The organism is Peptoniphilus grossensis ph5, assembly GCF_000311825.1.
In the GTDB taxonomy this organism is placed as follows: Bacteria; Bacillota; Clostridia; order Tissierellales; family Peptoniphilaceae; genus Peptoniphilus_A; species Peptoniphilus_A hominis.
Genome location: NZ_HE978567.1, coordinates 593929 through 609456 on the forward strand (window position 1 = coordinate 593929; position 15528 = coordinate 609456).

At 36.8% G+C, this 15528-nt stretch carries 2 protein-coding genes; both read left to right on the forward strand.

Going from position 1 to position 15528, the window contains the following annotated elements; genetic code table 11:
- Positions 1-201 precede the first annotated feature (201 nt).
- Positions 202-7374: an InlB B-repeat-containing protein gene (locus tag HGPG_RS07105; protein WP_020693781.1), complete on the forward strand. Its 7173-nt coding sequence runs from the start codon at positions 202-204 to the stop codon at positions 7372-7374.
- The gene (locus tag HGPG_RS07110) at positions 7371-15398 is read left to right on the forward strand and encodes an InlB B-repeat-containing protein (RefSeq protein ID WP_020693782.1); all 8028 of its coding nucleotides are present in this window, start codon (positions 7371-7373) and stop codon (positions 15396-15398) included. Before HGPG_RS07105 ends, HGPG_RS07110 begins: the two co-directional genes overlap by 4 nt.
- The last annotated feature ends 130 nt before the right edge of the window (positions 15399-15528 follow it).

Below are 15528 nucleotides of genomic sequence, written 5' to 3' on the forward strand. Positions count from 1 at the left end.
AACAAGAAAAGAGAGTGAAAAAAATTTCATTCTCTTTTCTTTATGGTGAGAAATGAAAAAAATACAGGAATAAATCGAAAAATAAACATTTCCATGGTTTTATTCTAGGTAAATGTATAGTATAATTTAGGTATAGATTATTATTTTTATATAAAAATTTATTTTCAAAATAATTAATTCGGAAGTTAAAGGAGTGAAGATATGAAGAATTATTTGAAGAGAACCATGACATTTATATTAGCTCTGCTAATGTTATTGTCGGTTCCATTACAAGCTTTTGCCCAGGTGAATCATGAGGATTTAACAAAGGATAAGGCAGAAATTATTAACAAGCTAACACCTGTTAACCCTGCAAAATTAAAGGAAGGACAAAAGGTTGAGGATTTAATAAAGAATCCAGACCAGCCAGCTATCTATACCCTACGCACAGACTACAAGGTGCAAAGAGGGGAGAAGTATGAAGTTGACTACCAACCTTATATTGCAAGTGTAGGTGAAGCTGCAAGTGATGAGGAAAAAGCTAAGGTCAATAAAACAGTTAAACTTCCAGACCTTACAGGCTACGACAAGTCACAATTAGATGATTCATATACAATCACCTACGACAAGGTGAAGGACGCAGCTGATGGCAAAGGTCAAACAGGCAATGATACTAACGGAATAAGATACCAAGCCAACGAAGACTTTCGTTACAAGGCTAAGGCCAACGACATTACAATCAAGCACGTCTTCCAAGACTTGCATGATTTTGCCAAGTACACCAATCCCGATGGCACTGTTGGAGAAGAAGGACAACTTATTACCACTCAAAATGGAAACACCGGCTCCACTATGGAAGTAAGCCCCTTGGAAGACAAACACCCTAATAGAAAGGGCTTTGTTCCGGAAGCACCTTTTATAACTATGCAAGTTCCAGAAAATGCTGAAAACTTTATCTTGGAATACCGCTACAACCGTGCCCACTACGATGTGGTTTTTGACACAAAAGGTGGAACACCAGTTCCAAGCCGCACCCTCTACTACGAACAAACTATTCCTAAAATTGCCGAAGCAGATATTCCTAAAAAAGAAGGATGTATATTCCAAGGCTGGAAACCATCAGTTGAATTAAAAAACGGCAACGGTAAAATTTTTAAGGCAGATGAAATAATTAAGTATAAAGAAGAGCATAGCAACCCTGTTAATGATCTTGATGTAAATCTAAAAATGCCAGCAAGCAAGATCACCTTTACAGCAGTATGGCAAGACAAACCTAAGGCAGACTATGCAGTACAATTCTGGGTAGAAAAAGCAGACCACGCCGATGGTGCAAGTCTAATGGATAAGTACGACTATATGGGCACTCGTGTTTATAAAGACCAAGACACAGGTATGAGGCCAGACCTCGATAATGAACCTGTAACAGACGTAGTCTTTCCTGACTTAGACCAAGCACGTTTACAAAAGATATGGAATGGCGAAAAATTTAATCGTAGACATGATCTTTATCTAAACAAGTTCTATGTCTATAACCAAGATTTAACTCATGACCAAAACAAGGACCCTAAGGATGTAAACCTAGTAAAATCTGTAGAAGCAACAGGTAAGACTGTCTACAACATCTACTACGACAGGCAAGTATACGACCTATACTTTACTAAGTCCAATGCACAACCTGAAAAAAACACCATCTACCCTGAAATTTGGGGATACGATCCGGCAAAAGGAGAAGCTGTCATGTTGGGCGGTCCTGGTAAGCCATACCACTACAAGGCAAGATTCAATGAGATGATGTATAAGTGGCCTAACGATGCCAAACAAACCAAGGGCTTCACACCGGGCTACCAATCTTTCGGCTGGGGACCAAACTATAAAGTACCTAATTGGCCCCTTCACTTAGACACGCCACCATACAGACTAAATGCAAATGAGTTTTTAGACATGGATAACTATGATAATTGGGCCGGCTATACAAAGAATATAGACAAGGGCGACGGCACAACAATCGATTTAGATAAATTTGACTTTAGGACCCTTTCCTTCGGTATAAAGCAGGATCATCCTTCTATTCCTCACCACATGGACTTTTGGATGGACGGCTTTAAGGATGGAGAAACCATCATCCGTTATGACCTTGTTAGAACCAAGGCGGACACCGCCGCTCTGAACTATGGCCACAGATATCCAATAGTACAAGGCTTTACCCCTCATGACTATGAACCTGGTAATCCTCAAAGTGCATGGCCGGTAATCCGTGAGGGTAGTGAGGAAAATGGACGTGTAAATGAAGAAGAAATTAATGACCTAAACGATGAGCGTGATGAAATAACTACTAACACTAGTGGGACATACTATAACAACCAAGGTGTTAAACTTCCTATAGGTCAACTAGATTTTATACCAGTCTTCTTTAGCGATTCCGACGACTATGGCGACGTAAAGGAAGGTGGTCAAGAATTTACAGAAAACGGATACCTACAATTCCATTACAAACGTAACAAGTATCCACTAAGGTTTAACTACGACCCATCAATTATTAGAGATGATAGTTATTTTAATTCTACAAATCAATTAGATACCTTCTATGAATTCCCACTCAAGGCCCTAAGTCCTGATGTAGATTCAAATGATGAGTATAAGAAAGTAGATACAAAGGAAGGTCCAAAAAACTTATTGGATAATCCAGAAAACTTACAGCAATTAGGCCTAAAAGACCTAGTTTTCACAGATCCAAAAGATGGCAAACTCAAGGTCAAAAGACCAGACAACCTTTCAGACCAAATGGTCTTTAAGGGCTGGGCATTAGACCCTGCCGGCACAAAACTTATCTGGGAAAATCCAAAGGAAACAATGCCTACTCACGCTCTTAACCTTTACGCTAAGTGGGGAGAACCTGACTACCAATGGAAGGTAACTTTCGACCCAGATGGAGGAAGATTAAGGACAATAAAGGCAGAAAATTTAACTACAGAGCGTAAAACTATACAAGTAGGGGACAAAGGTCAAGAAGAAATAAAAACCTTCCCGATAAAAGAAAAGAGTGATGGCAACAAGCAAGTCTTTACAGTTATCCAAAGACAAAAACTAGTAGAGCCAAAATTTGTACCTGAAAAGAAGGGCTACGACTTTATGGGTTGGGAAGTAATCCGCTATAAGAAGGATGCCAATACAGGCGACTATACAGATGAAATTGACAACTCTTACCGCGAAACTTATAAAGTTCCAGAACTTTACTCCTTCGGCAACGATGTTGTATCTCCAATTTATCTAAAGGCAATTTGGGTTCCTAACCAAAGAGTAGATATTAAAATTGAACACTATATGTTGGACAAGGATTATAAACTAGTTAAAAAACTAGAAGACACACTAGAAGACAAACGTGCAGGCTATTTAGTTGCTACAACTGGAGACAGACAAGACGATGAATATATACTTGCACCTCATGATGAGCTTATGGAAAAATTACCTGAGGATTTAAAGAATATATATGAAGAATATAACGGCAGAGTAAAGGGAGACAACACCTTCTTCCAACAATTCCGTGTTGAACCAGAAAAGATTTTAAATACAGAAACTGGTCAAATGGAAGATAATCCTAAGGCAGAAAACAATATATTTAAATTCTTCTATCGCCCATTTAGAAAAAGAGAATACAAGGTCAACTATATAGACGAAAACTTTAAAGGCAAAGAAAACGAAAAAGCCGGAGCCATTATAGACCAAGAACTTGTGACTAATGGTAACCGTCACTATGACGCAAGAAACTATAGACCAATCCCAGGTTGGGTTTTAACAAGCCCACCACAACAACAATTATTCTTCGACGTTGATGAAAAAACAAATGAATTCTTAGGCATCAACGGTACAGGAAAGGATGAAATTACCTTCTATTATAAAGACGTAAGAGTAATCGAAGTACCGAAAGATGGAAAGACACCAGATGGTTATGTAAGAGTAACCTTTAAGGCTGACAAGGGTGGATCCTTTGGTAAAGATGCCAATGGCAAAGACATTACAGAACTTAACTACGATGTAATAAAGGGTCTAAAATCAGACCTACTTCCAGTTCCAAAAGAATTAGCAGAAAGCGAAACTGCAGATGCAGAAAAGCACTACATCACACCAGATGATGGCAAGAAATTTACTAAGTGGAACAATAGTCCATTATTAAACAAAAATACAATTATTAATGAAGCTCATACATTTACAGCCTACTTTGAATGGTCAGGCTTAAGTGCAAAAGGTCTAGTAAGAACAGAAGCTTTTAAAGATCCGAATGGCACTTGGACAAATGACTTTGCTCCAACTATTGATCAATTAAAGAAACAACTTGAGTGGAGAGAAAAAGACGAGGTAAAAGATCTTCCTGAAGGAGCGAAAATACAGTTATTTGACCCAGATGGCAATGAACTAACAAAAGATGACCAAGTTTATGATTTAGTAAATGAAAAGAAAGCTGCCGACAAGGACGAGCTTGTTCGTACAGTAAACATTAAGGCCAAGGTTACTTTCAAAGACGGCAAAGAACCACAAGAACTAACTATACCAATTACAGTTTACAAAAATGTTTACGAAGCACTAAACAAGGCTGGCGACAAACCACTATTCTTAAAGGAAGCTGAAAGTAAAGAAGCTAAAGACGGTGGATTAAAAGATGTAACTGGCGACTATGTAATGGTTACAATCAAGGCAAGCAAAGACTTTAATGCGAAAGACGACAAGATTTACTATGTAAATAAAAATGCCTGGGTGGAAATTCCGGAAGTTAAAACGGAAGGCTCATCAACATTTGTCAATTGGACAGCAGATAAAGATATCCAAAATGAAAACGGAATCTTTGATTTTGGAAAGCGACACAAGTTTAATGAAAATACAGTAATTAGTCCAAGTGATGCTAAGGATGTAGTAGAACAAAAACAAGGCGAAGACAAGCCAAAAGTACCGGACAATTATGTAAAAGTTATAGTTAAAACAACAGATAAAGCTACAGATGATACAGCTTTTGAAAAAACATTCTGGGTGAACCCGACGGCAGATGTAACCATTGGTGTAACAAACCCAACAGGTAAAACTGTAGCAGCAGACCCTGCATATCCGGGAACTGTTGATTATACAATGAATTTCTCTAAGTGGGAATCTAATGAAAAAACAGCAAGATTTTGGACAGACAAGATAGTAGGAAAATTTGAAAAAGATACTACAATCATTGCAATATACTCTATAGACTTTAAAGAAATAAAAGATATAGATCCTACTGCAGATAAAGTTCACACACCAAAAGGCAAGACTCCAACAGTAGATGAAATCAAAGATAAAATTACTCCGCCTGGAGGAAAAACTATTAAGAATGTAAAAATAGTTGAAAATCCAAAGGTTGATGAACCGGGAGAAAGTAAGGTTAAAGTAATCGTTGAATATACTGACGGTTCAAGTGTAGGAACAAATGAAAAGCCTGTAGAAATTCAAGTTAAAGTACACGAACCAGTTGTACCTGCTAAACCAGATGGCACAAGACCAGAAGAAGCACTTGAAAATTATGTAAAAGTAATCTTCAAGGCAGGCGAAGGCGGAAGTCTATCCGGCGACCTAGTTTACTATGTATCACCTGAAGTAGAAGTTAATATGACAAGCCAAGCAGAAGCTGTTACAAAAAAACCAAGTGTTGGATATACATCCAATGGTGGAACATGGTCACCAGAAATAAAATCTGAAAAGATTACAGAAGAAAAAACTTACGAATTTAACTTTGTTAAGTCAAAAGATATAGTAGAAAAAACAGGCGACGATGTGAAAAAGCCTGAAGGCTACGTCACTGTCAAATTTATCGCCGGAAAAAATGGCGAAGTTGTCGGCGGCAATAAAACTTATTACGTTAACCCCGAAGCAAATATCAAACTAGTTGATAAAGATAAGGCAACACAAGGCGCTACGGATGAGTTAATTGTTCCAGAAGCAAAGGCAAATGACAATTACGGATTTACCGGCTGGGTTGAAGAAATTGACTATACTAATCCGATCAAGGGTGACCGTGAACACGTAGCAAAGTTCACCTTAGGAAAAATTACCTTGACCTATGATGCAGGTGGAGCTGAAGGAACAGTTCCAAATGCAGTTACAGTAGACCATGGAACAAGCGTAAGACTTGCAAGACCAGAAAATCTAAGCAAAGAAAATGCGACATTTGCTGGTTGGAAGATAGGAGATAAAACTTATCAAGCAGGCGATGAAGTAACATTAAATGAAAATACAACAGCAACAGCACAATGGACAACTGATAAACACAAGGTAGAATTTGTTACAGATGGTGGCAGTCCAGTTCCAACAACTCAAGAAGTAGAACACAATGGACACGCAACAAAGCCAACTACTGATCCTACAAAAGAAAACTTTGTATTCTTAGGCTGGAAAGAAAATGCAAGTGACACAACATACTTTGATTTTGAAAACACAGCTATCGACAAAGATTTAGTCTTACACGCACAATGGACAAATGCAGTTGAAGAGATTACTGATACTGATACTATTGATACAGAAAAATTCATCAAAGTAACTTTCAAAGAAGGTCAACATGGTAAATTAAAACTTGCTGACACAGAACAAACAAGTCCAGTAACTTACAAAGTTGCAAAAGATTTAAGCTTTGCAGAAGCAAAAGCAGCAGGACTAGAAGTCCCAGAAATTGCCCCAGCAAAATACTACAAGGTAAAACAAGACCAAGAAGGCGAAGCACCTAAATACGGTTGGGACAAAGAACTTAAACTTGAAGGAGCAGAAATTGAGTTCATCGCACAATACGAACCAATAGCAGATGTAATACCAGTAGATCCCGCAGTTACCGATGAAGAACAAATTAAAGAAGAAAAACCTGAGGGTATGGTTCTAGTACAATTTAAAGTTCCAGAAGACAAAGCCTTCATGACTGGCGATAGCAAATTCTATGTAAAAGCTAATACAGATGTAGAAATTGACACACCAGTTGTTCACAAATTAACCTTAGAAAATGATGAAGTTAATGACTATGAGTTTAAATCATGGGATATGACAAAAGGTGAAAATGATAAGTGGACATATGAAAATGGTAAATGGAAATTTGAACAAGATACAATAATTGGCGAAGAAGAAAAAGAAAGACCAGATATACAAATAAGTAGACCAGTGCCAAAAGCAAATAACATTATCATTAGTGTATTGACAGATGGAGCTAAGGGATATCTTGAAATAACAGGAGACGGTATACCAAATAATACAAGAATCGAAGCTTCTAAAAGAGGACGTATGAACATCTTCTATATAAACAAAGTAATAGGTAGAGGATTAAAAAGAGATGATGTAATTAAGATTTATGCAGTTAAAGATGGTATTAAGTCTGAAGAAAGAGAGTATATAGTAAAATGACAAAAGAAATGAGCAAGAGAATAACTTCTTTGTTCTTAGCTTTGATAATGATATTGCAAATTCTCATACCACAAAATATATTTGCTGAGGAAGAAAAAAAACTTCCTCAAGACAAATATGTTAAAGTCGGTATGATAGATGGAAAAAGCTATGATGCAAAGATAATGAACGAATTAAATAGGATTGCGGCTAAAAACAGGAAGCAAGGGCCAATTAATATTGGAACTAGTTTATTTAGTTCAGGACCATATTTTGGAGACAACAACGAACCAAAGGACGCGGATAAGCCAAAATACTTTGGAAATGTAAGTGCAAAGCTAGATCTAAAAGGACTTGACGGAAATGACTTCCAATGGAATGAAATATTTGGAGTAGATGAAAACGGAAATCCAAACCCTGCCCAAATAATCTTTAGGCAAATGGATGAGGAATCAAGCACAGATACTGGTTTATATTATATGTTACAAATTACTAAAGGAGGAAAGTATACTTGGTCTGATGGAGCAGGTAATCCAACTAAATTACCTTTATTTTCCAAGAGTTTGAAACCTTACAAATATGAAGTAAGAATTGATGAGAGAGTCTCAGATAAGGTTAAACTATTGACTGAAGTAATTTTTGGAACCGAAGGATCTTCACCAACATTTTCACCAGAAAATGCAGACGGAGAGATAATTGCAAATATAACACTAGGACTCACTTACCAACAAATCGCATCTACCAAGTTTAAATCTGAATGGCATACAGGTGTGGTTGAAGCAGATAGACCAGACATGAAGGCTAATTTTGCTTTTGATGATGAAGGAGATGGTGTTTCTCCAGTCAGTGTAGAATTACCAAGGAACGATAAAGATACTAAAATTATAAGAGACTGGTACAATGAGTTTGACCCTGATCTTGTAATATCATATTATCTAGAAAAAACTCCGGATGTAAAAATTGATGAAACTACTACAGGCTTGACTTTTGATACAGCAAATAAAACTGTTAAATCAGTCGACCATAAGTTTAAATACGACTTCAAATATGATGTCATCAACGGTGGAAAGCTTACTATGACAGAAGTTATCCCTGTGACTTTTGATGCTAATGGCGGTAAGTTTGCAAACTATGAAGCTCCTGATACTGACACAAAGATCGTAAAAGAAGTTGACTATGATGGCACTTTAACTGACAAGGCTGAAAATCCCACAAAGGACAGAGAGACTTTTAAGGGCTGGTCAGAAACAAAAGGTGGAAAAACTCCTGTAACGGATGAAGTCTTTAAAAATATAAAAGAAGCAAAGACTTTCTATGCAATTTGGGACAATAACGACATCGTTGCCGAAGAGCTTGAAGTAAAAGAATCTTTTAAAGATGGAACAGGTTATGTCAATGACTTTATCCCTACATTTGATACTTTAAAGAAACAAGTGAAGATTAAAAACGGAAATGGAGATCCACAAGCATTAGCAAATGATGATACTTTTGCAATAGTTGATGGAACAAATGAATATAAAACAGATGCTGAAGCAAAAGATTATCTATATGGAAAGTTACAAGAAAAAGATGATGGCAATAAACCTAGTAGACAAGAAACTGTAACAGCAAAAGTTACTCACGCAAATGGTACAAGCCAAACAGTAGAAATTCCTATAAAAGTTATTAAAAATATTTACGAAGCCAAGACTTTGACAGACAAGCCTTTCTACGTTCCAGATAGATATGTAAAAGTAACCCTAGATCCAACAACAACAGCTAAAGACCCACAAAAGACTTACTACTATGTAAATCCAGACGCAAAAGTTGTTATTCCAGGATCAGATCCGACAGCAACAGATGGCTATGTCTTTACTAAATGGCTAATTGATGGAACAGATACCGAATACAAATTTGCCGATAGACATCAATTCACAGAAGCGTCTACAATTACAGCCCAATATGACAAAGAAGGAAAAGGCATAATTAAGATTGCATATGTTGATGAAAATGGCAATGAAATTAGTGCTGACTATCATAAAGACGGAGTAGACTACCCTTCAAAAAAAGAAGGCAAACTAAATAGTGAGGCACGTGATGAAGAATTTCCTAAACCAGGACCTGACTTTAAGGGATATATCTTTAGTAGTAGAGATTCTATTAAGGGTAAACACTATAATGATCCATCAGATCCTGATAATCTAGATACAGTTAAGTACTCTTACTTTAAGAAAGTAACAACAGATACCCCAAAAAATCCTAATGTATACTTCCCAGTTATCTTTGATGCTAATACAGGTAAATTTGAAGCAGCCCCTAAAGATAAAAAAATTGTCTATGTATACTTTAACGGAAACGACGCTACTGTTGAAAAAGTAACTTTTAAAGAAGTCAAGGATGAATTTGAAAAAGCATACAGCAACCCAACAAAAGATGGCTTTGATTTTAAAGAATGGCAAGACAAGGCAGATAAAGGTTCAGCAGTTGGCGATGATTACGAAATTCAATTCAAAGGCTGGGATTCACAAACGTATGAGCCAACAGGAGATACTTTCTATGCCCACTATGGCAAAGCAAGTGCCCTAATTTCCTATCTTGACTTAGATGGCAAGGAAATTGATGCTAAGTTTAAATTTATATCCACTGAAGACGGAAAAGACGTTGATGGAGAAGGAAATAAATTAACTTTAGATAAAAAATATCCAACAGAAAAAGAAGGCACATTAGATGAAAAAATTGCATCTGATGTATTTACAGCAAAAACAGCACCTACTCTTATAGGCTATAAGTTCAACAGAATTGAACTAAACCCTAAAGACGGAAAATACGCCATGGATAACAAGGCAACTATCAAGATTTACTACGAAAAACTTCCTGATGTTATTCCAAGCACTGGTAATGATAAGCCAGATGGTTATGTAACAGTTACTTTCGAACCTAGAACTAATGGAACATTAGATGGTGAAACAAAATACTATGTAAATCCAAAGGCAGACCCTGTTAAAACTATGGCAGATATAACTCAGCCAACTATTAAGGCTAACCAAGGATTTAAAGTTGCTGATACTAAGTGGAAAGATGCTAATGATGCTGCATTAGATACAGCTACACAAATCACAAAGGATTTAACATACACAGCACAATACACAGGACTTGATGACATAATTCCAGACACAACACCAGACGATGATACTGACAAGCCAGACGGATATGTAACTGTTAAGTTTTTACCTGGTGATCATGGAACTCTAGGTGGTACAACAAAGTATTATGTAAATCCAAAGGCAGATTCTGTAAAAACTATGAATGACATCACTGAACCTACAGTGACTGCAAATACTGGTTATGAAGTAGCAGATCCTAAGTGGAAAGATGCTAGTGATGTTGCATTAGATAAGACAACTCAAATCAAAACAGATTTAACTTACACTGCTCAATATAAATTTACAAAAGATGTTGTTCCCCAAGGACCTGGCGAAGATAAGCCGGTAGTTCCTGACAACTATGTAAAGGTAACCTTTAAAGAAGGCGATCACGGTCTTATCTCTGCATCTCAAACAACTATTTACTGGGTAAACCCAGATAAAGAAGTAACGCTAACAGCACCAGCTGTTACAGCAAATGCAGATTATAAACACACAGCTTGGACTTACAGCGTAAATAGCCAAAATAAGACAACAAGTGGAGCAGATGCAACAACATCTGTAAAGGACACTTTTGCTGTAGATACAGATATTACAGCTCAATATAAGAAGAAAGTAGTTCCAGGACCAGACCAACCAAATGTACCAGGAACAACTAATCCTGATAATGAATATGTAAAAGTTGAATTTGTTGCTAAAGACCACGGCAAGATTAAAGACGGTGAAACAAAAGAATACTGGGTTCTAAAAGATGAAACAGTAGAATTAAAAACTCCTGCAGTTGAAGCAAAGACAAATTACGCTTTCAAAGAATGGAAAGAACCAGTTCAAACTTCTTATAGTAAAGACACAACTCACAATGCAGTTTTTGCCTACACAGGAGAAAATGTAGTTCCACAAAAGCCTGGAGAAGAAAAACCAGATGTACCAGCTGACTTTGTAAAAGTAGTATTTGACAAAGGAGCTAATGGTGAATTTGCGGCAGATGCAACAACAACTTACTGGGTAAATCCAAAAGTTAAAGTTACAGTAACAGCACCAGCAGTTACAGCGAACGACGACTACAAACATGTAGCTTGGACTTACGGAACAAAAGAAGTTAATACACTTGAATCTGTAACAGATACTTTCACAGCTGAAGAAACAACAATTACAGCAAAATATTTAAAGAAAGTACTTGAAGAAAAACCGACAACAGATACTGATGCTTATGTAGAAGTTAAATTCAATGCTGAAAGCAATGGTAAGTTGCCAGAAGATAAAACAGTAAAATCTTACTGGGTACTAAAAGACACACCAGTGAAATTTGATGTACCAACAGTTACAGCAAATCCTGGCTGGAAATTTATTAAATATGATCCAGCAGTTAAAACTTCTTATAGCCAAGACACAGAACACAAGGCTCAATATAAGAAGATAATTGAAACAAAAGATCCAAAAGACAAGGATTATGTAAAAGTTACTTTCGACCCGGCAGCACAAGGAAGTATTAAAACCGGCTCTGCAGAAGTTTGGGTACTAAAGGACGTAACGATTGATAAGACAAAGATTACTCCGGAAATTGAAGTAAAAGATACAAACTATGCTTTCAAAGAGTGGACACCTGCAGTTAAAGATAAATATACTGAGGACACTAAACACGTAGCATCTTACACTTACAATGGAAAAGATGTTGTTCCACAAAAACCGGGCGAAGATAAACCAAATGTACCAGATAACTTTGTAAAAGTAACATTTGTAGCTGGCGACCATGGCTCAATAGCAAACACTGAAACTTATATCTTCTGGGTAAATCCGGAAAAAGAAGTTACACTAAATGCTCCAAAGCTTACGGCAAATGTTGACTACAAACACATGGCTTGGACTTACAAGTTGACTCCTAGTGCAACAGTGGACAAAGAAGTTAAGACACTAGAATCTGTAACAGACAAATTTACAGAAAAAGAAACAACAATTACAGCAAAATATTTGAAGAAAGTTCTTACAGAAGATCCAAAAGATACAACAAACTATGTAAAAGTTGACTTTAAAGCAGATGTTGATACACAAGATCCTGCAAGAGGAACTTTGACAGGAACAACAACTTATTGGGTGTTAAAGAACACCGATGTCACTGTACCGGCACCAAAAGTTACTCCAAACAGCGGATACACATTCACTGAATGGGCTCCTCCAGTTAAGACTAACTATGATGTTGATACAACTCATACAGCTCAGTATAATGAAAAAGACAAAGTCCTAACTGAAGATCCAAAGAATACCGACTACATTAAAGTAACATTTAATGCAAACGGTGGAAAAATCGGAATGGAAGATGCAAAAGATGTATGGGTATTGAAAGACATCGCAACATTTGCCGATGCCAAAGCCAAAATAGCAACACCTATTAAGGAAAAAGCAACATTTAAAGAATGGCAAGACAAGGCAAGCGAAGGAACAGCAGTAGAAGGTACAAAAGTATTATCTACAGCTAACGAAACCTTCTACGCAGCCTATACAGATTATGATAAAATTATCGAAGATCCAACAACAAATACTCCAGAAGATGGCTATGTAAGATTGACTTTTGATGCAACAGATGCAGGTAGAATTGGAACTGCTGACGGAGAACAAAAGAAAGTTATAGATGTATTAAAGGGAACTCCTTATACAGATACAGATCTTAAGGCTAAGCTTGATGAAATTAAGGCAGTGCCTGTAAAAGATGAAGACGGAAATGCTGTAGCTGATAAAGAAAAGACTTTTGACAAGTGGACACCAGCAGTACCAACAACTGGCTATGTAAAAACTGAAACCTTCACTGCAAGCTACAAGAAGTTTATACCAAAACAAGAAAAAATTGACATTACAGCTACAAAGGCTTGGCAAGACGCAGAAGGTAACACTCCAAACTTCACAACTCCAGAAGTTAAATTTGAGCTTTGGAGAAAGGCTGGTCAAGCTGGCACTGAAGAAATAGTTAAAGAAGCAACTGCATTGGAAAATAACAGCGTAACATTTAGCAAAGTTGATAAGTATGATGCTAATGGAGTTGAATATATTTACTTTGTAAAAGAAGTATTTACTAACCCAGCTGAAAAAGAAAATTGGACCGTAAGTGGAGAAGGCACTTTAAACTTAACTAACAAGCTTAAAGGCGATTCAACAGATCCAGGTACAGATAAGGTTGGTAAATTAACTATTACTAAGAAATTAGAAAATGAACCAGTGGCATTAAAAGCTTTTTCAATGATGCGCGCACCAGCACCAGCAGCTAGCGAGCCATTGAAGTTTAAGTTTAAAGTAACTGGACCTTATGGTTATGAGGAAACATTTGAATTAGCCGCCAATGAATCTAAGACTTTAGATAAATTAGCTTATGGTGACTATAAAGTTGAAGAAACAGATACTAAGGGTTATAAAGCTGAATATTCAAAGACTAAAGAAACATTAACAAAAGAAAATCCAAATGGTTCTATTACGGTTACTAACAAGAATAAAATACCTGGCGAAAATGAAACAAATGACAACATCATTGATGTAACTGTTACAAAAGTTTGGGTTGGCGGAGAAAAGCCAGCCACAGAAATCCAACTTTGGAGAACAGGTTATGGATTAAATGGCAAAGTATTCCAAGAAAAGGTAGGTAGCTTTACTACAACAGCTAAGGGTGATGATACACAAACTCACAAGTTTGAAAAGCTTGCTAAACAAGACCCAAGCGGAAAAGTATTCACTTACTATGCAGTAGAAGAAAATGTACCTGCAAATTATACAGCAAGTTATAGTGAAGATAATTTAACTGTAACAAATACGTATAATGCACCTGCAAAAAAATATACTGTAACTTATAAAGCAGGTAGCTCAACTGCAACAGGAACAATGGCAGCGGATACAGATGCAAGAGGAACTTATACTGTAAAGGCAAATGGATTTACAAATGATGGATATACTTTCAAGGGTTGGAAAGTAGGAGATACTACACAAATAGTTCAACCAGGAGCTACAATTACTGTAACAGCTAATGTAACATTGACAGCTATATGGGAAAAGACTACTACTCCACCAACACCAGACCCTGATAAGCCAAATCCTGATAAACCAAATCCATGGGATCCAAAACCATGGAATCCTAACTATCCTGATTTACCTTATATTCCAAGGTATCCTGAAATTAGGTACGAGACTATAGTTCAAGAAAAGATTGTTAAGGTTCCTGTACCAATTGCTGACAATGCTTATATTAAAGAAGTAAGGTATATGCAAGGTTTTATGGGCGACTTTAGACCTAAGGATGGTTTGACTCGTGCTGAAGCAGCGCAAATTCTTGCCAACGCACTTGTTGAAGACGGCTACAAGTACAACGCAAACTTCAAACTTCCTTACAAGGACATTGGAGAAGCTTGGTACACTAGAGCTGTCAAGATTGTAACTGAAGCAAAGGTATTTGCTGGTTATGACGATGGCAACTTCAAGCCACAAGATAAGATTACAAGAAATGAATGGATTGCAACTCTAAAGAGATTCCAAGAACTTGGAGATGTTAGTGGCAACCACATGAAGCTTAAAGATGGTCACTGGGCAATGGCTGAAATCGAAGCGGCTTACAAGGAAGGCTGGCTAAAGATTTACACTGACGGACTTGCAACTTATGAAGGCGACAAGTTCATCCCAAGAGAAGAAGTTGCTGCAGTTTCTAACAAGGCTTTCAATAGGGTTCTTGACAAGACTTATATTATAAACAATGACAAGAATCTAATAACTTACAAAGATGTCAAGAAGGATATGTGGTCTTACGAAGATATTCTTTGTGCAAGCAACACTTTCTTATACAAGAAGGATCTTTACAGGGCACACTGGATTAAAGAAGACAACAATCAATTTAACATCAACACAGATGGATTTGAAATTGTTAAAGCTAAGTTTCAAAGAAATCCTAGATAGAAAAAAATTAGAGAAGGAGTAATCCTTCTCTTTTTTTGCTTTATAATATGGCTCTATAATATCTGTTGGGGAGTAAATATCTAACAGATATTTTTATTTAAAAAATTTTAAAGGCTGAAAAATTTTTGCA